Annotated in this window: 20 protein-coding genes and 1 tRNA gene; 17 read left to right on the top strand and 4 right to left on the bottom strand. The window is 61.8% G+C overall.

Annotated features, from left to right (window positions below; translation table 11 throughout):
- Positions 1-125: 125 nt before the first annotated feature.
- Together DTQ13_RS05270 and recA are read left to right on the top strand one after the other, a co-directional pair.
- Positions 126-1,547 carry a gamma-glutamyltransferase gene (locus DTQ13_RS05270; protein WP_248460271.1) on the top strand — a complete coding sequence of 474 codons (1,422 nt, stop codon included), beginning with the start codon at positions 126-128 and terminating at the stop codon, positions 1,545-1,547.
- Between the two features lie 141 nt (positions 1,548-1,688).
- Entirely contained in the window at positions 1,689-2,789 is a 1,101-nt protein-coding gene (gene recA, locus DTQ13_RS05265) for a recombinase RecA (RefSeq protein WP_052349241.1), read from the top strand.
- Between the two features lie 121 nt (positions 2,790-2,910).
- Here the strand turns inward: recA and DTQ13_RS05260 are convergent, their stop codons facing one another.
- Positions 2,911-3,930: a ferritin-like domain-containing protein gene (locus tag DTQ13_RS05260; RefSeq protein ID WP_248460270.1), complete on the bottom strand. Its 1,020-nt coding sequence runs from the start codon at positions 3,928-3,930 to the stop codon at positions 2,911-2,913.
- 26 nt (positions 3,931-3,956) lie between these two features.
- Positions 3,957-4,562, bottom strand: coding sequence for an ATP-dependent Clp protease proteolytic subunit (locus DTQ13_RS05255; RefSeq protein ID WP_181005240.1), 606 nt, complete (start codon positions 4,560-4,562; stop codon positions 3,957-3,959).
- A 330-nt stretch (positions 4,563-4,892) separates the two neighbouring features.
- Between DTQ13_RS05255 and DTQ13_RS05250 the strand changes: the two genes are divergently transcribed.
- The 6 genes from DTQ13_RS05250 (at position 4,893) to DTQ13_RS05225 (ending at position 11,561) form a co-directional block, all read left to right on the top strand.
- A complete protein-coding gene (locus tag DTQ13_RS05250) occupies positions 4,893-5,864 on the top strand; it encodes a hypothetical protein (RefSeq protein ID WP_081562521.1) in 972 nt (323 codons plus the stop codon).
- A 149-nt stretch (positions 5,865-6,013) separates the two neighbouring features.
- Positions 6,014-7,207 (top strand): LL-diaminopimelate aminotransferase, encoded by a 1,194-nt coding sequence (locus DTQ13_RS05245; RefSeq protein WP_043561808.1) that lies wholly within the window; start codon positions 6,014-6,016, stop codon positions 7,205-7,207.
- Positions 7,208-7,264: 57 nt separating this feature from the next.
- On the top strand, positions 7,265-8,599 hold the full coding sequence (locus tag DTQ13_RS05240; RefSeq protein WP_103765737.1) for a homoserine dehydrogenase: 1,335 nt from the start codon (positions 7,265-7,267) through the stop codon (positions 8,597-8,599).
- Positions 8,596-9,600, top strand: coding sequence for a class II fructose-bisphosphatase (gene glpX, locus DTQ13_RS05235; RefSeq protein WP_248460269.1), 1,005 nt, complete (start codon positions 8,596-8,598; stop codon positions 9,598-9,600). Before DTQ13_RS05240 ends, glpX begins: the two co-directional genes overlap by 4 nt.
- A gap of 17 nt (positions 9,601-9,617) precedes the next feature.
- On the top strand, positions 9,618-11,444 hold the full coding sequence (recJ, locus tag DTQ13_RS05230; RefSeq protein ID WP_248460268.1) for a single-stranded-DNA-specific exonuclease RecJ: 1,827 nt from the start codon (positions 9,618-9,620) through the stop codon (positions 11,442-11,444).
- A gap of 41 nt (positions 11,445-11,485) precedes the next feature.
- Positions 11,486-11,561, top strand: a tRNA-Glu gene (locus DTQ13_RS05225).
- 163 nt (positions 11,562-11,724) lie between these two features.
- On the opposite strand, the gene DTQ13_RS05220 is transcribed toward DTQ13_RS05225, so the two are convergent.
- Both DTQ13_RS05220 and DTQ13_RS05215 read right to left on the bottom strand, forming a co-directional pair.
- Positions 11,725-12,720, bottom strand: coding sequence for a hypothetical protein (locus DTQ13_RS05220; protein WP_248460267.1), 996 nt, complete (start codon positions 12,718-12,720; stop codon positions 11,725-11,727).
- 98 nt (positions 12,721-12,818) lie between these two features.
- Positions 12,819-13,490: a hypothetical protein gene (locus tag DTQ13_RS05215; RefSeq protein ID WP_248460266.1), complete on the bottom strand. Its 672-nt coding sequence runs from the start codon at positions 13,488-13,490 to the stop codon at positions 12,819-12,821.
- A 15-nt stretch (positions 13,491-13,505) separates the two neighbouring features.
- Here DTQ13_RS05215 and DTQ13_RS05210 point away from each other — a divergent pair, with 15 nt between their 5' ends.
- From DTQ13_RS05210 to DTQ13_RS05170, 9 genes are read left to right on the top strand one after another with little or no spacing between them, the layout of a single operon-like run.
- Positions 13,506-13,790: a phosphopantetheine-binding protein gene (locus DTQ13_RS05210; RefSeq protein ID WP_043561817.1), complete on the top strand. Its 285-nt coding sequence runs from the start codon at positions 13,506-13,508 to the stop codon at positions 13,788-13,790.
- Positions 13,790-15,430 (top strand): AMP-binding protein, encoded by a 1,641-nt coding sequence (locus DTQ13_RS05205; RefSeq protein ID WP_052349227.1) that lies wholly within the window; start codon positions 13,790-13,792, stop codon positions 15,428-15,430. The genes DTQ13_RS05210 and DTQ13_RS05205 overlap by 1 nt, the downstream gene beginning before the upstream one ends.
- Positions 15,430-16,341 (top strand): acyltransferase, encoded by a 912-nt coding sequence (locus tag DTQ13_RS05200; protein WP_248460265.1) that lies wholly within the window; start codon positions 15,430-15,432, stop codon positions 16,339-16,341. The genes DTQ13_RS05205 and DTQ13_RS05200 overlap by 1 nt, the downstream gene beginning before the upstream one ends.
- Before the next feature lie 4 nt (positions 16,342-16,345).
- A complete protein-coding gene (locus DTQ13_RS05195) occupies positions 16,346-16,969 on the top strand; it encodes a LolA-related protein (protein WP_086431687.1) in 624 nt (207 codons plus the stop codon).
- Positions 16,966-19,284 carry an MMPL family transporter gene (locus DTQ13_RS05190; RefSeq protein WP_248460264.1) on the top strand — a complete coding sequence of 773 codons (2,319 nt, stop codon included), beginning with the start codon at positions 16,966-16,968 and terminating at the stop codon, positions 19,282-19,284. Before DTQ13_RS05195 ends, DTQ13_RS05190 begins: the two co-directional genes overlap by 4 nt.
- On the top strand, positions 19,281-20,486 hold the full coding sequence (locus DTQ13_RS05185; RefSeq protein ID WP_103765731.1) for a beta-ketoacyl-[acyl-carrier-protein] synthase family protein: 1,206 nt from the start codon (positions 19,281-19,283) through the stop codon (positions 20,484-20,486). The genes DTQ13_RS05190 and DTQ13_RS05185 overlap by 4 nt, the downstream gene beginning before the upstream one ends.
- A complete protein-coding gene (locus DTQ13_RS05180) occupies positions 20,483-21,280 on the top strand; it encodes a beta-ketoacyl synthase chain length factor (protein WP_248460263.1) in 798 nt (265 codons plus the stop codon). The genes DTQ13_RS05185 and DTQ13_RS05180 overlap by 4 nt, the downstream gene beginning before the upstream one ends.
- Entirely contained in the window at positions 21,267-21,692 is a 426-nt protein-coding gene (locus DTQ13_RS05175) for a hypothetical protein (protein WP_043561832.1), read from the top strand. The genes DTQ13_RS05180 and DTQ13_RS05175 overlap by 14 nt, the downstream gene beginning before the upstream one ends.
- Positions 21,693-21,698: 6 nt before the next feature.
- Positions 21,699-22,964: an NAD(P)/FAD-dependent oxidoreductase gene (locus DTQ13_RS05170; protein ID WP_043561835.1), complete on the top strand. Its 1,266-nt coding sequence runs from the start codon at positions 21,699-21,701 to the stop codon at positions 22,962-22,964.
- Position 22,965: the final 1 nt, after the last annotated feature.

Below are 22,965 nucleotides of genomic sequence, written 5' to 3'. Positions count from 1 at the left end.
TGCGGGGTTGCCCTCCCAATCCCGGCAGTTTAACGCTATCATACCTCAATCCGGGACCGCCATGATGGCAGACAGTCCCTGCAAACAGCCCTGATCGTGACCCGCAACACTGGAGAGCCGCCACCGTGGTAAAGCCTGACAGCCGGACCCCTCATCCCCCCTGCCTGTCTGACCGTCCCACTCCCCGGTGGGCGCGCGGGCTTGGTCTGCTGGCCTGCCTGAGCCTTCTGGGCAGCAGCCTTGTCGCCTGTTCTGGTGGCAGGAGCCTCAAGCATCATCTCTTCGGCCATACAGCCCCATCCGCCAGAGCCAACACAGGCATTGTGGTAGCTGATGAACCGCAGGCAGCACTGGTCGGCCGTGATGTCCTCGCCCGTGGGGGCAATGCCGCCGATGCTGCCACGGCAACGGCCTTCGCTCTGTCCGTCACACTCCCCTCCCGTGCCTCTCTGGGAGGTGGCGGGGCCTGCCTGGTTGCCCGCCCGGGCCAGCCCGCCGAGAGCATTTCCTTCCTGCCTGTTGACGGCACCGGCACGGGCGGAGACCGCCCCGCTGCCGTACCCATGATGGCCCGTGGACTGTTCCTGCTGAATCTCCGGTACGGGTCAGTCCAGCTGGGTGATACGATCGACCCGGCCATAACACTTGGCCAGCAGGGCATCACGGTCAGCCGCCAGCTGGCCAGTGACATCGCCGCCGTGCAGGGGCCTCTCCTTTCCAACGAAGGAATGAAGGCCCTCTTCAGCCGGGGGGATTCCGGTGTGGCCATCCGGGAAGGGGACCAACTGACCCAGCCCCGCCTGACGTCATTCCTCTCCCGCCTGAAACTGGTTGGGGTGGGAGACCTCTATACCGGTGCCCTGTCCGATGTTTTTGTCACACAGGCCAACAAGGCTGGTGCGGGCCTGACACGCGACGACCTGCGCCGCTCCCTGCCCGGACAGACATCTGCCCTGCATTTTACCAGCGGGCCGTATCGCCTCAGCTTCCTTGCGCCACCAGCTGATGGTGGACTGGGCAGTGCTGCAGCCTTCCGCCAGAACCTGCGGGCTGAAAATGTCATCAGCGCATGGCGCCGTTCCGGCCGGACAAGCCTCCAGGAAGGCCAGATATTCATGGCCTCTGGCCAGAGCGATGCCACCGGCCTGCCCCCTCTGCCGGCCTCCACCTCCTTTGTCGTACGGGATGGCCATGGCCTGAGCGTTGGCTGCGTGCTGACAGACAACAACCTGTTTGGCACGGGGCGTCTGGCCGGCAGTACGGGGGTTGTCCTCGCTGGAGCCCCGCATGACTACCCCCGCCCGCTCCTCAGCGCTGCCATACTGGAAGCCCCCCACAAACGGATGCAGGCCGTCCTTGCAGCCTCGGGGCAGAACGACGCCGCCCAGAGCGTTGCTGATGCGCTGCGGCAGCTCGCACAGGGGCAGGCCATTGCTCCCTCTACAGGGACAGGGCAGCTCAACAGCATCGTCTGCTCCGGTGATGACTGTGTCGGACAGGCCGCCCCCAACGGGAACGGTCTGACCGCCCATACCATCACCCACTGAACCAGCAGGGAACACCACTCTGGACAGATACGCCCCAAGGGCTTGTCCAGAGCCCTTCTGAACGCCATCTGATGGGGCAGGCACATGCCCCGCCACCACTCCCTGCCCCATCATCCGGGGCCTGTCAGTCACGAGGTCTTCATGTCAGCAGACAAGAACGCAGAAAGAAGCAAAGCGCTGGATGGCGCTCTCAGCCAGATCGAACGCTCCTTCGGCAAGGGGTCCATCATGCGGCTGGGCCAGCGGCCCAAGGAGCAGGTGGATGTCATTTCCACCGGGTCGCTGGGACTGGATATCGGGCTGGGCATCGGTGGGCTGCCACGGGGCCGCATCATCGAGATTTATGGCCCGGAGAGCTCCGGCAAGACCACGCTGGCTCTCCACGCCGTGGCTGAGGCGCAAAAAAAGGGCGGTACGGCTGCCTTCATTGATGCTGAACATGCGCTGGACCCCATTTATGCCCGCAAGCTGGGGGTGGACATCGACAATCTGCTGCTCAGCCAGCCAGATGCCGGGGAACAGGCTCTGGAAATTGCTGATACGCTCGTCCGCTCCGGGGCCATCGACATTCTGGTCGTGGACTCTGTCGCTGCCCTCGTGCCCAAGGCCGAGCTGGAAGGGGAAATGGGGGACAGCCATGTCGGCCTCCATGCCCGCCTGATGAGCCAGGCCCTGCGCAAGCTGACAGGCTCCGTTTCCCGCTCCAACACCACCATCATCTTCCTGAACCAGATCCGCATGAAGATTGGCGTGATGTTCGGCAATCCGGAAACCACGACAGGCGGCAACGCCCTGAAATTCTATTCCTCCATCCGCCTGGACATCCGCCGCATCGGCTCCGTGAAGGACAAGGACGAGGTCGTGGGCAACCAGACACGGGTGAAGGTCGTCAAGAACAAGATGGCCCCCCCTTTCCGGCAGGTGGAATTCGACATCATGTATGGCGAGGGCGTCAGCAAAATGGGCGAGCTGCTGGACCTTGGCGTAAAGGCCAATGTGGTGGAGAAATCTGGCGCCTGGTTCTCTTACGACAGCACCCGCATCGGCCAGGGCCGGGAAAATGCAAAGCAGTATCTGCGTGAGCATCCTGAAATGGCTGCGGAAATTGAAAAACGGGTCCGGCAGGATGCTGGCATCATCGCTGAAGACATGATGGTTGGTGAGTCGGCAGAGGATGATACGGATTCATCCAATGAGCTGCCGCTGGACAGCACCAGCACCGGCAACCGCCGCAAAAGCTGACGGAAGGTCCTTTTGTCCCCCAGCAGCGGGGGACAAAAGAACGCCTCATGCAAAAAGCCCCGCTCCAGCATATTGGAGCAGGGCTTTTTTTCCATCCAGTCCCAAGAACTGGCACTACCCCTCAGGCAGCCTGATGGGCATCACCATCCTTCTGACCACGCAGGCGACGCCACAGCTTGACACCGCACAGGGCCATGCGGGCCGCAAACGGTGCCATCTGCGGGCGCAGCAGGCGAGGGTCATACCCTGCAAAGCGGCGCTCGTTCTCCTTGAGGCACAGCTCCATCAGCTCAACAAAATCCACCTTCTTGTCCGTCATGCTCTGGGCACCGGTCACGGTGAAATTGTTGTCCTGCGTATGCTCCACGCCATCATCATCAAAGCTGCGGACGAGGCTCAGACGCTCATAAAGCAGGAAGAACAGCACACCGATCACCCGCATCTCGAACCACGGACGGCGCCAGAGCGGCATGACGGCACGATGGTAAGCCAGCCAGTTGGCAAACAGCAGGATGTGGCGACACTCCTCCTGCATGACAGGCTCGAATGTCTCGATCAGCTCCATCGGGAACAGGCCGGCCTTCTCGGCCAGAGAAAACAGACCGAAGGCGAAGAAGCTGTCCCAGCACTCGGAGAAACCCGTCACCAGATAGGCCCATTCCGTATCCCGCGGCTCGATGTAGGGGTCTTCCGGGGCAAGCGGAATACCGTAATGCTCCACCATGCGGGCCAGAACCTCCTTGTGGCGGTTCTCTTCCCATGCATTACGGGCAATGGCGTCCTTCACATCCGGGTCGTCCAGCATGTCGGCATAGGCAGCCATGCGTAGGCGGGCCTTGCCTTCGGTCTGCACGGCGATATCCCAGATCGGCAGGGAGGTGATGCGGTGCAGCGTCTCCGGGTCCAGCTTCGGCCAGGGGATGACTGACGGCTTGTAGGGGTTGAACGTCTCCCGGAACATGTCGGCCATGGCCTTCTTGTGCTCCGGGGTACCCGGCTTCAGCGGCCCTTTGACCGGGCTGCTCCAGTGGCGGGCATCGTAGTCCACCTGCTCCAGCGTTTTTTCGGATGGGCTGTCCGGCAGATGGGAATAAATATCCGCCAGAGAGCTCTTCCCGTCCGCTTTATATGCATCGCTCACGATAAGGCTCCTTTCCTTGCTGGGACTCAGGCCTGTTCGAGATCGGCTGCCGAAGAAATGATGCGGCCAACAAGCCCGTACTCAACCGCCTCCTTCGCCGACATCCAGTAATTGCGGTCCGTATCACGGGCCACTTTCTCGTAGGGCTGTCCCGTTTCACGCGCGAAAAGCCTGTTCAGACGTTCACGCATCTTGATGATCTCGCGGGCCTCGATATCAATATCGGTCGCCGGGCCCCGCACGCCGCCCATCGGCTGGTGCAGCAGGAACCGGGTATTGGGAAGACACAGACGCCGCTCCGGACGCCCCGCCGCAAAAATCAGCGCACCGGCAGACGCCACCCAGCCCGTACCGATGATGTTGACCGGAGCAACAGAATCCACAAAGCGGATCATGTCATGGATGGTATCGCCGCTCTCCACGTGGCCGCCGGGAGAATTGACGTAAACATCAATCGGCCTGTCCGATTCCCCAGCCAGAGCCAGCAGCCTGCCCGTAATGTCACGGGCCATGCGGTCATTCACTCCACCGAAGATCAGCACCTTGCGCTGCTCGAAGAGGTGGCGCTCCACCTCCGGGGCCGGGCCGGACTTTTTCTCGTCCTCCGGAGGCCCATCCGGCTCGTCCTCCATGCGGGGACGCACCGTGGCGGTGCCATGGCGGACATCCTCTCCAGAAGAGGCAGAAGCCCGCAGGCGGGCAACATCATGGGTGTGGCATTCATCATATGTCATCATGCCGCTATCCTGCCCCTGCTTGACCTCTCTGCCAAGCCTTAAAACGACGCTTTCTTGCAGCTTTTTCATTATTTCCCATGATCGAATCAGGACCCTTTTTCTCCCTTTCTTCCCCAGTAAGGAATTGCGTCCGAGGGAAGAGACACATATCCTGCCTCCCCACCCTTTCATTCCGGGGCTTTCCTGTTTTGGCCCTGCCCCTTCCGCCCTGTTGCACGCCGGACCATGACACCCAGCCTTTTCACCCGTTCTTTCCGTTCCATTTCCACCACCCTCACACGGGGTGCCGGCCTCTTCCAGTTCGGGCTCTGCCTGCTAGCCCTGCCTGCCTTCACCGCAGGCTGCCAGCACCGTGATGCCATCGACACCACACGGGACATCGCACACGACATCATGGGCGGGGAGATCAGACGGCTGCGCCCCCCCACGCCGGGTTATGACAGGCCCGCCCCCAACATCGCCCTCATCCCCACCACCCGGCCGGAATTCCCAAGTGCCGATGCCCGGGCGATGATCACGACTCGTCTGGAGCGGGATCGCAACTACTCCCAGCGCATTTCCGCTGCTGGCGGAGCCCTGCCCATCGGCATGATGAACCCGCCACCACCCCAGCCCCAGAATGGCGGTTCCATGACGCTGGAAAGCCAGAGCAACGGGCCTGCTGCCAGCCATCCGGCCATCATCCGTCAGGACAGGTCCACCGGCCCGGCAGGCAGTGGCTCCAGCCTGATCTACCAGCCCGTCACCCATGCGCTGCCCATCCACCTGCCGGACCCCGGCCAGCCGCCAAAGCCTCTGCTTTTCCCCGGCTTTTCACTCCCCAGCACGGTTCTGCCCGTCATACCGGATTTCGATACCGCCACACCGGTCGGGGCTCTGGTGCGTTTCCAGGCCGATACCGACCATCTGGATGGAGACCAGACAGACACCTTCAACCAGATCGTAGCCCAGCGACACCGTCATCTCCTGCTCATCCGGGGCTTCGGCACGACCCTGAGCGCCCAAAGCGGCCTTTCTCCTGATGAACAGACGCATGAAATCGGTCTGGCCCTGCTCCGGGCCCGGGCCGTTGCCCAGCGTCTGGCCAGCCTCGGCGTGCCGCATGACGACATGCGCCTGACAGGGGAGGCCATCGGCGATGGCGTGCGTGTCTCTTACGAAAAGAACATCAGGGCCGGAACTGCCCCCGCCCACTGAAGGCCGCAGGACCATAGAGGCACGAACCAGGTAAAAATTCCGTCTTTTCTGCTGGTCCCCCCTTGCCGGACTGACCAGCCTCATGAAACATGGGATGCCCGTTTCCCGGGAGCCAGCCCGGCTCCCTTCCATCTGACTGATTGAGTATCATGACCGAAGAGTTCCACAAGATCCGCCGCCTGCCGCCTTATGTCTTTGCCGAAGTCAACAAGGCCAAGGCCGCCGCGCGTGCCGCCGGAGAGGATATTGTGGACCTCGGCATGGGCAACCCGGACAGCCCGCCCCCCCAGCATGTCATCGACAAGCTGGCAGAAACGCTGCGCAATCCCCGTGTGCATGGCTACTCCGTCAGCCGTGGGATTCCCGGCCTCCGAAAAGCGCAGGCCGCCTATTACGAACGCCGCTTTGGCGTGAAGCTGGACCCGGAAACGGAAATCATCGCCACGCTCGGCTCCAAGGAAGGGCTGGCCAATCTGGCCTCCGCCATCACGAGCCCCGGCGATACCATTCTGGTCCCCAACCCGTCCTACCCCATCCACCAGTTCGGCTTCATCATTGCCGGGGCCTCTGTCCGCTCCGTTCCGGCCTCGCCAGATGATGCCATGCTGGAGGCCCTGTACCGGGCCGTGCGCCACTCTGTCCCCAAGCCGACGGCGCTCATCATCAATTTCCCCTCCAACCCGACGGCCTATCTCGCCTCGAAGGAGTTCTACAGGGAGATTGTCAAATTCGCCCGGAGAGAAAACATCTGGGTCTTGTCCGATCTCGCCTATTCAGAGCTCTACTTCGGGGATGAGCCCCCGCCCTCCATTCTCTCCATTGAAGGGGCCAAGGACATTGCCGTGGAGTTCACCTCCATGTCCAAGACCTATTCCATGGCGGGGTGGCGAATCGGCTTTGCGGCTGGCAATCCCCGCCTCATCCAGGCGCTGACACGCATCAAGTCCTATCTGGATTATGGAGCGTTCACACCGGTGCAGGTTGCAGCCACCGCCGCACTAAACGGTCCGCAGGATTATGTGGAGAACATGCGTCTGCTCTACAAGGACCGGCGTGACGTGCTCATCCGTGGCCTCCATGCAGCAGGGTGGAATGTTCCGACACCGGAAGGCTCCATGTTCGCCTGGGCTCCGATTCCTCCCCAGTTCGCCCACATGGGCAGCGTGGAATTTTCCAAGCTCCTTCTGAAGGAAGCCAAGGTTGCCGTGGCGCCGGGGCTGGGCTTCGGGGAACACGGGGATGGCTTTGTCCGTATCGGGCTGGTGGAGAACAACCAGCGCCTCCGCCAGGCCACACGGTCCATCAAAAACTTCATGAACCAGCACAGCGCCCTCAAACCATAATGCCACACCCGGCCCTGCCTCCATGCAGGGCCACAGCCTGACAGGAAACCGCCTCTCATGACTTCCGTACATCGCAACACTGCCTCATCCTCCGTCACATCCCCGCTCCGGCTGGGCATTGCCGGCCTCGGGACAGTGGGTACGGGCGTCATCCGTCTGCTGCGTGAACATGCAGACCTGCTGCGCCACCGCACCGGCCGCAGCATCGAGGTCGTGGCCGTCAGCGCCCGTAACCGTACGCGGGACCGTGGGATCGACCTTTCCGGCCTCCACTGGCATGACGACCCCGTGGCTCTGGCCAATGACCCGAATGTGGACGTCGTTGTCGAACTGATGGGCGGGGCCGAAGGAACAGCCCACACGCTGGTGACAGAAGCCCTGAAGGCAGGCAAGGCCGTCGTGACGGCCAACAAGGCGCTGGTCGCCCGCCATGCAGAAGAGCTGGCCCATCTCAGCCACCAGCATGGAGCTCCTCTCCTGTTCGAGGCCGCCGTGGCAGGTGGCATCCCGGCCATCAAGGTAGTCCGGGAAGGTGTGGCGGCTGATGCCCTGACCCGTCTGGGCGGTATCCTCAATGGGACAAGCAACTTCATCCTCACCGAAATGGCCGAAACAGGCCGTGCCTTCGAGGATGTGCTGCAAGAGGCCCAGGACAAGGGTTATGCCGAGGCCGATCCCTCTGCCGACATTGATGGCTGGGACGCCGCCCACAAGCTGAGCATCCTGACAGCCATCGCCTTCCGCCCGATCGTTTTTGACAGTCTGGCTGTCAGCGGGATGCGGCGCATCACCACAGATGACATCCATCAGGCCCGCAAGCTGGGCTATGCCATCAAGATGCTGGGCGTGGCCCGACGCCTGCCGGAAGACCGTGTGGAAGCCTGGGTGCAGCCCTGCCTCATCCCGGCACGGTCCGGGCTGGCGCAGGTCAATGGCGTTTATAACGCCCTGACGACAGAAGGCCCCTTCAGCGGTCCCATCACCATCTCCGGGCAGGGTGCCGGGGAAGGCCCCACGGCCGATGCCGTCATGGCCGACGTGATCGACCTGGCCCGTGGTCATGGCCTGCCTCTCTGGGGCCGGGTGGATGAACAGGCTCCCATTCCCTGCGAACCGGTGGAGGGCCTGGTCAGCCGCTTCTATCTCCGCATCACGCTGAAGGGCTCCGTGGAGGCAGAAACGGCTCTGGAAGACATCCGCACCGTCCTCGGCAATGAAGATGTTGCCGTGGAGAAAGGACACCATCACACATCACAGAAGGGCGACGCACAGCTCATCCTGCTGACAGGGCCTGTCACGCTGGGCGGGATCAACCGCATCCTGCCCCTCCTTGAGGAAATGCCCCTGATAAAAGGCACTCCACTGGCCCTGAAAGTGGAAGACCTGCCATGACAGCCAAACAGCCCCATCACGTTCCCCATGAATATCGGGTCACGGGCCGCAATCTGGGGCTGGACCTGGCCCGTGTGACCGAGGCCGCCGCCATTGCCTCCGCCCGCTGGACCGGTCGTGGCGACAAGAATGCGGCAGATGGTGCCGCTGTTGAGGCCATGCGGAAAGCCTTTGATACGGTTGCCATCGATGGCACCGTCACCATTGGCGAGGGGGAAATGGATGAAGCCCCCATGCTGTATATCGGTGAAAAAGTGGGCTGTGGCGGACCGGAAATGGACATTGCCGTGGATCCACTGGAGGGCACCAACCTCTGCGCCCGCAGTCTGCCCAATGCCATCACGGTGGTGGCTCTGGCACAAAAAGGCTGCTTCCTCCATGCTCCTGACATCTACATGCAGAAAATTGCCGTAGGTCCCGGCCTGCCAGAAGGCGTGGTGGATATTGACGCCTTTATAGGCCAGAATCTTGCCAGCCTTGCGCAGGCAAAAAAATGTGATGTCAGCGATCTGGTCCTCTGTGCGCTGGAACGTGAGCGCCATGAGGAGCTCGTTGCCAAGGCACGGGAAGCCGGTGCCCGTGTCCGCCTGCTCAGCGATGGTGACGTGGCCGCCGTGATTGCCACCTGCCTGCCTGGCAGTGGCGTGGACATCTACGCCGGTAGCGGAGGCGCACCGGAAGGCGTTCTGGCCGCTGCCGCCATACGCTGCATGAACGGACAGATGCAGGGCCGTCTGCTCTTCGAGAATGAAGCGCAGATTACCCGCACCCGCCGCATGATCCGCCCCGACCTCGACCCCACACAGGCCCTCAGCCTGACAGACATGGCGGCCGGACCGGTCTTCTTCTGCGCTACGGGCGTGACAGCAGGCGACCTGCTACGGGGCATTGAATATCCCTCCGACAATTACATCCGTACCCATTCCGTCATGATGCGCTCAGAAAGCGGTACAATCCGTTACATGGAGACTTACCACCATTTCGACCCCCACAAGGTTTGAGCCACTCCTCCGCCCTTATGCTCCAGACGACGTCCCAGCCAGAACCTGATACCCGGGTCACTCCCGCCCTTGTCCTGAATGTCCAGCGCAGTGCGGGGCTGCGCCGCTGGGTCTGGCGGCATCCTGTCCTGGCTGAAACGGACAACCGGCTTGCGCTGGCCCTCGCCCAGAAGATGGACATCTCCGAACTGGCTGCCCGCATTCTGGCCGGGCGGGGCATTTCGGCTGGAATGGTGGAATCCTATCTGCGGCCCCGCCTGCGTGATGCCTTACCCAACCCCTCCATCCTGCGGGACATGGATGCCACAGCCCTGCGGCTGGCAGCTGCCGTACAGGCTCGGGCAACCATAGGCATTCTGGGCGATTATGACGTGGATGGGGCCTGTGGTACGGCGCTGCTCAGCTCCACACTCACGGCTCTGGGCTGCCATGTCGTCACCCACATCCCCGACCGGCTGGCTGAAGGGTATGGCCCCAATATTCCGGCGCTGCAATCCCTGCTGGATCAAGGCGCCAGCCTGCTTGTCTGCGTGGACTGCGGCACAGCGGCCATTGATGTTCTGGACCATTTTGAAGGGCAGGCCGACCGGATCGTTCTGGATCATCACAAACCGGATGGACGGCGCCTGCCCAAAGGACTGGTCGTGAATCCGAACCGGCTGGACTGCGAGTCCGGTCTGGGCCATCTCTGCGCCACGGCCGTTGCCTTCCTGACAGTCGTGGCCCTCCAGCGCACCCTGCGCCAGCAGGGATGGTTTGAAACCCATCACGCCCCAGACCCCATGGCCCTGCTGGACCTCACTGCTCTGGCCACCATCTGCGATGTCATGCCGTTGCAGGGCCTCAACCGTGCTCTTGTGGCACAGGGGCTGAAGGTCATGAACCGCCGTGAACGGATCGGGCTGGCCGCCCTGGCCAATGTGGCCGGGGTCAAGGCCAATGCCAGCGCCATGAGCTGCGGCTTCGCCCTTGGGCCGCGCATCAATGCTGGTGGACGCATTGCCAGGGCTGACCAGGGCCTGCGGCTGCTCCTCAGCCAGTCCGAGCATGAAGCACAGGCCATTGCTGAAGAACTGGATGACATCAACCGCAAACGCCAGACCGTGGAAAGCCACATTCTGGATGCCGCTGTCGAGCAGGCCCGGGAACAGGTTGAGGCCGGTCATGCGGTCATTTTCCTGCATGGTGATGACTGGCACCCCGGTGTGGTTGGCATCGTGGCCGGGCGGCTGAAGGAACGATTCAACCGTCCTGCTCTGGTCGGTGCCCTGAAGGATGGTGTGGTGAAAGGCTCTGCCCGTTCCGTCACGGGTCTGGATATCGGAGCAGCCATCATCCAGGCCCATCAGTCCGGCCTGCTCCTGACGGGGGGAGGACACGCCATGGCGGCAGGATTCTCCGTAAAAGAAGAAAACTGCGCCGCCCTCCATGCCCGACTGGATGAAGCCCTTGATGAGGCCCGTCACCTCCCCCCCCAGGATGACCTGCTGCTGGATGGTGTCGTCACCATCAGGGGGGCTACCCCCACACTGGCCCAACAGATCGCCCTGCTGGCCCCCTTTGGGCCGGGCAATGAGGAACCCCTGCTGGCCATACGGGATGTCCGCTGCGTGAAGGCCGATCGGATCGGGCAGGATGGCAACACACTGCGTGTCATTCTTCAGGATGCTGATGGCTACAGCCGGATCAAGGGGCTGGTCTTTCGGGCTGGGGACAAACACTTCACCGATCTTCTGGAAGATCGCAGCCGCCCCCTGCTGCATGTAGCCGGGCAGCTGCGTCTGGAAACATGGCAGGAGCGGGAAAATCTTACTTTTTTCATTTTTGATGCCGCACGGGCTTGACGCCACCCCCGTTCCTGCCTATTAACCGCCTCACGCCTTTAGTCCCGTTCGTCTAGAGGCCTAGGACACCGCCCTTTCACGGCGGCAACACGGGTTCGAATCCCGTACGGGACGCCACATCTTCTTCCACATGAGAAGAGAACAATGTGGCCTTTCATGGGCTATCTCCCATAAAGAACGGATTGCGTTGCCAGGGGCCAAGCTCTCCGGCCCAGTTGTGCCCCATGAGGCGGGGACACCCCCCATCAGCCCTTGTGCCGATACGGATCAGCCGTCCCCCTCACCCCAGAAACACCCCCTCGACCTCCAGCAACAGCTCTGCCCGGCAGATGTCGGCAATGAAGAGCGGGGACTTCTCCAGCGGGCACTGGAAGGCCCGTGAAATACCCTCCCGCACGAGCGCTGCATCTTCAGAATGACGGACATAGAGCTTCATGCTCTCAAAGCGCCCTGCTTCAAGACGGGGAAAACGTTTCCGGGCCGCATCAAGCAATGAATTGATTGTTTCAATCGTGACAGAGAGCTGCTCCTCCACCGTCGTCCCGACGGATTCATGTCCCCGGATGCTCGCCGTGCCGGAGAGATACAGAGCTGTCCGATCTGGGCCTTCCATGACGGTGGCACGGGCAAAGGACGGTGAACGCCGCCCATAACGGGGCGGGTAATGATAGGCAGGAAGCTGGCTGGGATTCTCCAGATTGACACCACCCACATGACGATGGGCGATCAGGAAGACAGCCACACCACCGGAAGAGAGGCCAATGCCCGTTGCCGCAGGCAGCTCACCCAAACCGATGCTCATGGCTTCAAACGCCTGGGAACGACCACTACAGAAATCCCGATACCGTTCCTCACCCCGGGCATTGTCCTGATTGATGGCCCCCAGATAATTCCACATCCGATAGATGTGGCCAAAACCCTTGCCCTGCGCCAGGCCGATCAGCCGTTCGTAACTGGTCTGCACCGCCTCGCAGAGCTCCGGCTGGTCTTCCACCCAGAAGGCAGCGAAAAGCAGATCACCTTCTGCACTCCAGCCGATCCCCTGTTCCAGCCCTGCCTGCCGGCCTCTGGCAGCCTGTTCGTGCCGGGTCTCACCCGATAGGGATGCTGGACACCACTGTTCGCAGGTCGCCGGCAAAGACCCGGGCAATGTCATGTAGACACGACCATTCCGCACATCCAGCCCACCACTGGCCCCTCCATAGCAGATCGTGGCCAAGGGGGATGGCCCCGCTCTCTCTGGTTCAGAATGATAGACTGGCAGCAATACCATCATGTTTCAGGCCATCCCCTGCAAATTCACCCATCTGCCCGTGTCTTAAGCGAAAGCCCAGCCAGATGACAGGCCTTAATGGCCAGCCAGAAACCTGCCATTCATTTCAGGTCCTTCCGCATGAAAACGGCACGGCCAGCCATGAAATTCTGCTTCAGGGTGGAATGGTCATAATGCCGGATGACGAGACGGCGGATGATCATCTCCACAGCAAAGAAAACGACCGCCGCAAGGCCTGTTCCTCCCTCAAGAGGCCAACGCCATGCCCTCTCATGTGGTGCCCAGAGCCACAACATGAGAGGGGCCAGCAGGGCAAGAGTGAAAAAAATGCTCCATGCCCATGTCACACCCACCGTATAACGCTGCACATCCGCCCGCAGGGGAGTCCCATGCACGGCCCCGGCCAGCCGGGTCACCAATGGGACCTGCCCCCGCCTGAGAGAGCGGACAAACAGCCACAGCATCCCCCACAGCATCAACCCGTAAATGGCCAGCTGGTCACACACTCTGGACAGGGCCGGAGCATACCACCCCAGTACCCCTGCAACAGGTACGAACACGAACCAGCCCGGATGCCGTCCGGACAGCAGAGCGGCCAGCTGCATCATCAGGCCAAGACAGACACAGCCTGCGGACCAGTCAGCACTTTCCGGCACCAGACTGACCAGCCCAACACCCCCGAGCAGCAGGACCAGCCGCCATGACCGGGTTGCCCACCTCTTGCTGAAGGATAAACCCGATGCTAAACTGTGATAGACCTTCCCTATCATCAATGGATTAACCTCTTAGTGACGACAGTTTCCGCTTCTCACGATCAGACGCCTCTGGAACGTGAATTGGCTGCCCATTTGACAGAGGCCGTCCAGCTGGACATGGATCCCCTGGACATTGATCCCGAAATGCCCCTCTTTGGTGAAGGGCTGGGGCTGGATTCCATCGATGTGCTGGAAATAGCCCTCATGGTCAACACACAATACGGGATCAAGCTGGAATCACATGATGATGACAACCGCAAGATCTTTCACTCCCTCCGGTCTCTTGCACACCATATCAGCACACACCGTCCGGGCTGATGCCTGCCCTGCCTGATCTGTCCCTCATCACGACGCCGGGCCGCCCCGTCTTCCATACGGCTGCGGGGCCTCTGTGCGGCACGCAGCTTCTGTCCCATGCCTGGGCATTGGCCGAGCGGCTGCCAGAGCGCCCCATCATCAACCTGCACACCAATCTGGTCCAGTTCACGCTCGTCTTTCTGGCCGCCATGATGAAGGGGCAGTATTGCCTGCTCTCCAGCAATCATGCCGTTTCCCAGCTCATGGCCCTGCAACAGGCCCATGGAGCCCTCTGCACGGGGCCGTCCCTGCCTGAATCCCTGGCCAGCCTGACCCTGCCCCCCCTTGCCGAACTGACATCATCCCGTCAGGACAACATCCAGCTGCCTGCGGGGCACGAAGCAGCGCATGTCTTTACATCCGGCAGTACCGGGCAGGCCAAAGTCCATAAAAAACGCTGGGGAGAACTGGTTGCCCGCAGCCATGCTGCCCTGCCCCTTCTGGCACCGTCCCGTCCAGACGGGACAACCCTGCTGGGTACCGTACCCCCCTACCACATGTACGGTTTTGAGACACTCATCCTGCAAAGCCTGCATACACCAACCGCCACAGCCAGCGGCCCCTGCTTCTTCCCCGGGGATGTGGAAAAGCTGCTGGACAGCACGCCATCTCCCCACACGCTCATCACCACCCCCATCCATCTGCGCTCTCTCACGACGGCCAGAGCCAGACTGCCTGGGCTGGAACGCATCATCTCGGCATCTGCTCCACTCCCCCGGGAACTGGCTCTGGAGGCTGAAGAACGCTTCCATGCGCCAGTCATGGAAATTTATGGTGCCACCGAGACTGGTTCCATCGCCAGCCGCCGGACTGTCAGCCCCGATCCGTGGCAGCTCTATGACGGGCTGACCCTGACAGCCGACCCGACTGATGACCAGACCCATATCTGCATGGCTCCCCATGCCACGCCACATCCTCTGAATGATGTCATCACCATGCAGGGGGACCGCCATTTCCATCTGGTCGACCGCAAGGGGGACCTGCTCAAGATCGCTGGCAAACGAACCTCCTACGGAGCACTCAACAAGGCCCTGCTCCAGACGGATGGCCTCCTGGACGGCTGCTTTGCTCCCCTGTTCAGCGAGGAAGACCTGAAGGAAGACCAGCCCGAACCGACACGCCTGCAGGCCTTCATCGTTGCGGGAACCGAGGTGACCACCACAGCCATCATGCGGGCCCTCCGCCAGCATGTGGACCCGGTCTTCATGCCACGACGGCTTGTCCGCCTCTCCCGCCTGCCCCGCAACCCTGTCGGCAAACTGACACGACAGGCACTGGAAGGTCTCATCCGGGACCATGCGGAGAAACGGGCCCATCCACCTTTTTCCATCCCGGCCAGCCATCCGGCCCTGCCCGGCCATTTTCCCGGTAACCCCACCGTACCGGGCATTACCCTGCTGGAACGGATATTCACCCTGCTGGAGCTGGACGTCCGTACGATCAGCACCGTGAAATTTCTCTCCGTCGTCCGGCCGGGCGACCCCATGCAGCTGCTTTCCAGCGCTCTGGGCAATGGACAGATACGCTTCACCCTCCATCACCTTTCCGGCCCCCTGAAAGGAACTGTCATTCTCCGGGGGCAGGCCGGGAGCCAGCCCTGATGCAGCGCAACACATGGCTCCGCCCGGAGAAAGGCAACAGCCTGACCATCCGGCTGCTGATATGGGTTGCCCTGAATCTGGGATACCGGGTCACCGCCCTGCTACGCTGGCCAGCCACACTCTATTATGCAGCTGTCTATTCCTCGGTCCGCCGGGCCTCGTGGCAGTACCTGTCCCACCTGCACCGTGCCGGCGCACTGCGCCGTCCTCACTGGGGCATGGTGCTGCGCCATATCCACGCTTACAGCACCAATACTCTGGACCGCATATACCTGCTCAGTGGCCGCTTCCCACGGGAAAACCTCCACATCACCGGGCAGGACATCCTCCATGAAGCCCTGCACCAGAACAGGGGATGCATCATCATGGGGGCGCATATCGGATCATTCGATGCCCTGCGCCAATGCGGCCTGAATGCCTCTGTTCCGTTCCGCATGCTGATGTATCGCCGCTTCATCGGGGCCACATCCCGTTTCATTGAGGCCCTGGCACCGGGCTTCAATGCCGACATCATCGAGCTGGGGCAGCCAGACAGCATGCTGGCAACCCTCAAGGCCCTGCGGAACGGTGAATTCATCGGAATTCTGGCAGACAGGGCCCATAATGGTGGCCGCTCCATACCCATCCGCTTTCTGGGCGAGGAAGCTCCCATTCCCGCAGGTCCATTCCATCTGGCCAGACTGACCGGCGCACCGGTTGTGCTCGTCTCCGCCATAAGGCAAAAAAATGGCACCTACCATATTGCCTGCACAGGTCTGGCTGATACTCTTCTCCCGGAAACAGAGCCAGCCCCCGCACGGGAGGCGCTGCTCTCCCCCATGCAGGCTTATGTCCGCTGGATGGAAGAGCTGTGCCAGCGCCATCCCTACGCATGGTTCAATTTCTTTGATTTCTGGGAAAAAGGCCTCTGACATCATGAAATGCCTGCCCCTCTTCCTCCTTGTGCTGCCCCTCTTCTGGCGGGAGGCACAGGCAGACACTGCGGCCATGTCGCCTCCTGCCGCCAGTGCCATCACCTCGCCCACCGCAGAGGAGGAGGCTCTGGCTGTCAACATCCTGCACCACATTGGTCTGGTCTCGCAGAGGGAAAACCACTTCACGGAGACACGCCAGCTGCACGCTCTCAAAGTGCCACTTCACAGCGAGGGAACACTCCGTTTCATTCCCCCCGATCGGGTGGAAAAACTCACCCTCACCCCTGTGCAGGACAGTTTCATCATGCAGGGGGACACGGCATGGCTCCGCCATGGCCAGACCCCCGCGCGGGCCGTACCATTACACATGAGCCCGGCGCTGCAGGTCATGGCCGCCACAATCCGGGGGCCGTTGCAGGGAGATGTCGCACTGCTCCAGCAGTATTACACGCTCTCCGCCACGGGTGACATGGGACGCTGGACCCTGACAATGACACCCCGCACACACGACACCGGCCAGATCGTCCGGCTCGTCCAGATACAGGGCCGCAACAACTCGCTGGACAGCCTTCATCTTGTCCTGGCCAATGGCGATGTGACCGATACAGCCATCACCTCACCATGAAACGCCGTCTCCCCCTTCTGCTGGCCCTGCTCGGTGCCATCATGGTGGCGGCGGCAACATTCTCTGCCATCCCCCTCCGCATGGGGATGCAGGCCTTCCTGCCCCGCCCCCATGACGCAGCGTCCCAGTTCCTGCTGGATGAGCTGAACCACGGGCCTACCCAGTCCATCATGATCGCCTCCATCAGGGGCAACGATACGGCCAGCCTGCTCCAGACCGGGCACAGATTCCATGAGGCTCTGGCCGCAACGGGGCAGTTCAGCCTCATTCTGGATGGCCCGGCCTCCCTCTCATGGCAGAAGGACCAGCCGCTTTTTTTCGCCCACCGTTATGGACTGGCCCCTCATGACCGGACACGCCTTTTCTCCCCGGACGCCCTGAAAGCCGATACTGCCCAGCTTTATGACCTCCTCCAGTCCATGGCGGCTCCGCTGGTGGAGGATATCGGACTGAAAGACCCGACCGGCGCCTATGCCGACTATCTGGCCAGTCTGGAAAGCAGCACACCCCCCGCCAGCCTGGATGGCCTCTGGCTGACAGCAGACCACCATGCCACGCTCATGCTGCTCCAGCTTCGCCAGCCGACACTCGACCCCGCACAGCTGAAACACCTGCACCAGGCCATCCGGCAGGCTTTCGAGAACAGCAGGCCACCCCATGGCGGGGACTGCCAGCTGCTTCTGACAGGCTCCCCGGCTTTCTCCTTCATCGCCGCCCGGTCCCTCCGCCAGGACATGGACCGCCTCGCCCTTCTCTCCCTTCTCGTTGTGGTCGGCATCCTTTACTGGCGCTTCCGCTCTCTCTGGGTGCTGGCCACACTGGGCGTACCTTTCCTGCTCTCACTGTCCCTCTCCATGCTGGTAGTCCAGCTCTGTTTCGGCTGGGTTCATGGCATTGCAGTCGGCTTCGGCATGACCATGCTGGGTGTGTCGCTGGACTACCCTGTCCTTCTGCTGGGGCACCGGGACAGGGGGGAAGCCATTCCTGTCGTTCTGGGCCGCATTGGCACCAGCCTGAAACTGGCCACCCTCACGGCCATTGTCGGGCTGCTGAGCATGATCTTCTGTGGTCTGCCCGGCCTCATGGAACTTGGCCTTTTCTCCGCCACCGGGATTCTGACCGCCGCCTGCATCACTATCTGGATTCTGCCCCATCTGGTCACACAGGCTGACCTGGCCGCCCATCATCAGGGTATATCCCCCTCGCTGCTGCGCTGGGAGGCACTCCGCCGTTACCGTGTGCTCTGCCTTATGGTAGCACCTCCCGCCATGGCCGTGCTTCTGCTCCATCCCTTCAGGATCGAAAGACAGGGGGAAATCCTCAACCCCATCCCACCAGCCCTGCTGGAAGTGGACCATCAGCTGCACGAGCAGCTCGGCTCCCCCCAACCTGGTCTGATTGCCGTTGTCCACGCCCCGGACAGTGAACACATCCTGCAACAGGAGGAAGAGCTGCTCGGCCACCTGCCCGCCAGCCAGGACATGGACGATGCGGCCCGCCTGCTGCCCAGCAGAGCCCGCCAGCAGCAGCGGCTGGCCACCCTGCCCGCAGCGGACAGCATCCGGGCCAACCTCCAGACAGCCCTTCAGGCCTCCCCCTTCCAGCCCGAGGCTTTTGCCAACCTGCCAGAGGATGTGGAACAGGCCCGCCATCTACCACCTCTCGGGCTGGACGACATCGCCCATACAGCCGTGGGCCACCGCATCGATCTGCTGCTCATGGCCCGGCATGGTCTGTGGTATGGCCTCATCCTGCCCCGCTCACCTGCGGCATCTGCCTCTCTCGAGCGGCTTCACCAGCAAAAGCCTGACCTGCTGCTCGTCAACATGAAAACAGCCGTGGGAGACCTGCTGCGCCCCTATGTCCGAAAAGCGGCTTTCTGGCTGGCCACAGGGATTGCCGTTGCCCTGCTTACGCTGCTCGTCTGCCAACGCAGCCCGGCCTGCACGGGGCGTCTTGCCCTCACCCTTGGCCTGACAGGCCTGAGCGTGCTGGCCCTGCTGCGCCTTCACGGCCCTGTCTTTTCCATCATCCATATCGTGGCACTGGCCTTCGTGCTGGGTGTTGGCATAGATTACGCCCTCTTTTTCGGCCGCCCCCAGCTTGATGCCGCTGAGCGGACCCGGACACTCCGCACCCTGCTGACCTGCAACATGATGACCGTTCTCTCCTTTGCCATTCTGGCAAGCTGTCAAACCCCTCTCCTGCGGGAGCTGGGTCTCACCATTTCTTCTGGAGCCTTGTTCGCCATGATCTTCAGCTTCCTGCTGATGGGCACCATCCCAACCTCCTCCCAGCAGGGAGACCACGCATGACCGCATTGATCATCACGGCCGGAACAGCCATCAGCGCCATGGGGCGGGGCATGGAAGCCACCCGGACCTGTCTGCTGGAACAGCGCCAGACCCTCCAGCCTGACACGTTCCAGTCTCCGGGGCATGGCTATATCGGGCGCGTTGCCGGTGTGGAAGACCATCAGCTGCCAGGAGCCCTGCACCGGTTTGACTGCCGCAACAACAGGCTGGCCGACATGGCCCTGATGACCGATGATTTCATGGAGGCTGTCGCCGATGCCCGGGCCCATTATGGTCGCCATCGCCTTGCCGTTGTCATGGGCACCAGCACATCCGGCATCCTGACAACGGAAAAAGCCTATGCTGCCCGCAAAGACCGGGATGAAGCCCTGCCGCCGGATTTCCCCTATGACGGCACGCAGGACCTCTCCTCCCTGCCACGCTATGTGGCAGCCCGGCTGGATGTCACCGGGCCGATGCTGACAGTCTCCAACGCCTGCGCCTCCTCTACCCGTGCTTTCATTGATGCCGCCCACCTGCTGGCTACCGGTCTCTGCGATGCGGCCATTGTCGGCGGGGCGGACAGCCTCTGCCGCATGACACTCCAGGGCTTTGCCTCTCTCGGGCTGGTCTCGGCCCATCCCACCCGCCCCTGCGATGCCGGGCGCAGCGGTATTTCCATCGGCGAAGCCGCAGGCTTTGCCCTGCTGGAACGGGCCGATGGCCGGCCACGCCCTGCCCGGCCAGCCGGTTACCGTCTCCGCCTTCTGGGATATGGAGCCAGCAGTGATGGCCACCACATGTCCTCACCCGACCCGACAGGCAGCGGCGCCGCTCTCGCCATACAAAAAGCCCTGGCCCGGGCCAGCCTGCCACCAGAGGCCATAGGGTACATCAACATGCATGGCACGGGGACACCGGCCAATGACCAGATGGAAGACAGGGCCATGGCTTCCATCTTCGGCCGGGCCGTTCCCTGTTCTTCCACCAAAGGCTGGTCCGGGCACACATTGGGGGCCTCCGGAATTCTGGAGAGCATGATCTGTGCCATAGCCATACAGGACCAGTATCTACCACATTGCATGAACAGTCAGACGGTTGATCCTCTCTTCCAGAGTGATATTCTCCTTGCACCCCGCCACGGCAAGCTGAACTTCGTCATGAACAATTCTTTTGGTTTTGGTGGCACGAACAGCAGTCTCATCTTCGGACCACTGACATGATCATTTCCATCGCAGGTATCGGATGCTGGGGGGACGGCCTGCATGGTTGGGCGGAAGCGAAACCTGTCCTGCGAGGGGACACCCCCCATGACGGAACCAGCCTGACACTGCCCCCACCCGCCAGTCTGCCCGCCAATGAGCGCCGGAGAGCCAGCCAGGTCATCCGGCTGGCCATGCTCTGTGCCGAGGAAGCCTGCCAGCAGGCTGGGTGCCATGCCGGGGACCTGCCTGCCATCTTTGCCAGCTCCAACGGCGATGGTTTCATCATCAACCGTATTCTGGAGTCTCTCGCCAGCCCGGCAGGAGCTGTCTCACCCTCTCTTTTTCACAACTCCGTCCATAATGCGCCTGCCGGATACTGGATGATAAGCCACAAGAGCCACCAGCCTGCCGTCTCACTGGGGCTGCATGACGAAACCCTGCCCGCCGCCCTGCTGAAAGCGGCTGCCGAAGCCCATGCAGAGGAAAAGCCCGTTCTCTTCTGCCTGTATGATGCGCCCATTCCCGGGTCACTCGGCACGGTCAGGCGGACCAGGGGCTCCTTTGGCTGTGCTCTCATCCTGACACCAGGCCGGGACACGTCACTCCAGCTTGCACTGTCCCTGAAAAATGGCAGGGATGTGCATGACCCTTTTTCCTCCCTGCCTGAAAGCCTGGCAGACATGGCCCGCCACAATCCTGCGGGCCAGATACTGCCCCTGCTGCAGGCCATTGCCTGCGGGCAGGATCAGTCCATTTCCCTGCCCTACGGGGCCAACCATATGACAATTGCGCTGACCCATGCTCAACCGTGATGCCATCCTCCGCCATATCCCCCACCAGGGAGCCAGCTGCCTGCTGGATGCTGCGAACCATTGGGATGAAACACAGCTTGAGGCCACGACCCACCTCCATAACGACCCGGCCAACCCCTACCGGGTGGCGGGCCAGCTGCCCCCCGTCACCGGCGTGGAAATGGCCATGCAGGCGGCTGCCCTGCATGGCGCGCTGACAGCCCATGAGGCACGGCAGGGGTGGCTGACCAGTATCCGGGATGTCCAGATCCACTGTGACCGGCTGGACAATCCCGACTGGCCGCACCTCATCATCACCGTCATCCAGAAGCACCAGGCCCATGGCGGCATGATCTACGATTTCACCCTGCGGACCCCCTCTGCCAGACTGCTGATGGCCGGAACGGGTACCGTCATGCTCCCAACGGAATAAACCACCATGACCCAGTCCCCTCTCCCCTGTGATGTCCTGATCATCGGCGGTGGCCCCGCTGGCAGCACGGCTGCCACCGTTCTGGCCCGACGCGGGCTGGATGTCATCATGCTGGAAAAAGACCAGCATCCCCGCTTCCACATCGGTGAATCCCTGCTGGCCTGCAACCTGCCCATACTGGAGACGCTCGGTGTGCTGGACGATGTCGCAGCCATGGGGGTCTACAAACCCGGAGCCGAATTCGTGACAGATACCGGGGAAGGACGGCTTTCATTCCCCTTCCGTTACGCCATCGACCCGCAGGCAGATCATGCCTATCAGGTTCGCCGGTCAGAATTTGATGAGCTGCTCTTCCGCAATGCCGCCAAAGCAGGCGCAAAGACCTTTGAAAAAACCCGTGTCACGAAGGTCACCTTCCCGACACCGGATGCTCCCCTCGTGGAAGCAAAAACGGATGGAGAAAATCCCCGTTTCTTCACCCCACGATTCATTCTGGATGCGTCCGGCCGGGATACGCTCATGCTCCGCCAGCATGGAAAGAAATACAGCGACCTCCGCAACAACAAGGCCGCCATTTTCAGCCACTTCCGCAATGTCCCCCGGGCAGAAGGCGAAGGAATGGAGGGCTATATTTCCGTCCATCTCGTCAAGGGTGGGTGGTTCTGGATGATTCCCCTGCCGGATGACATCATGAGTGTCGGCTTCGTGGGGGACCATGACAGCTTTAAAAATCACGGTGGCTCGCTGGATACTCTCTTCTGGAAGACCGTACAGTCCAGCCCCAGCGTACGGGAGCGCATGAGCCAGGCGGAAGCACTGGCACCACTCACCACGACCGGCAACTACTCTTACAAGGGGAACAAGGCCTGGGGAGAGCGCTATTTCATCATCGGTGATGCTTTCGGCTTTCTGGACCCCGTTTTCTCATCAGGAATCATGCTGGCCATGCAGGGAGCACTCCGCGGCGCCGATGTTGCCAGCGCCTGGCTGCTTGATCCAGCCCGGGGGCGCAGGGCGGCCCGCAAGGCTGAACGTAAAACAAGACAGGAAATGCGGCTGATCGGCTGGCTCGTCTATCGCATCAACGACCCGCTGCTGCGCTACTTCTTCATGCGGCCAAAGAACAGTCCGCTCCGGATGCGGGATGCCATCATCTCGCTTCTTGCTGGCAATTTCTCGCCCTCATGGCGGATCATGCTCCCCTTCCGGGCCTTCACGGCCATTTTCGCTTTTGCCAAGCGCTTCGGCCGCCAGCAGGGGAAAAACGCCTGAT

This window comes from Parasaccharibacter sp. TMW 2.1888, assembly GCF_023167265.1.
In the GTDB taxonomy this organism is placed as follows: Bacteria; Pseudomonadota; Alphaproteobacteria; order Acetobacterales; family Acetobacteraceae; genus Bombella; species Bombella apis.
Note: the sequence above shows the minus strand (reverse complement) of the source record. Positions and strands in the feature narration are given on the sequence as shown.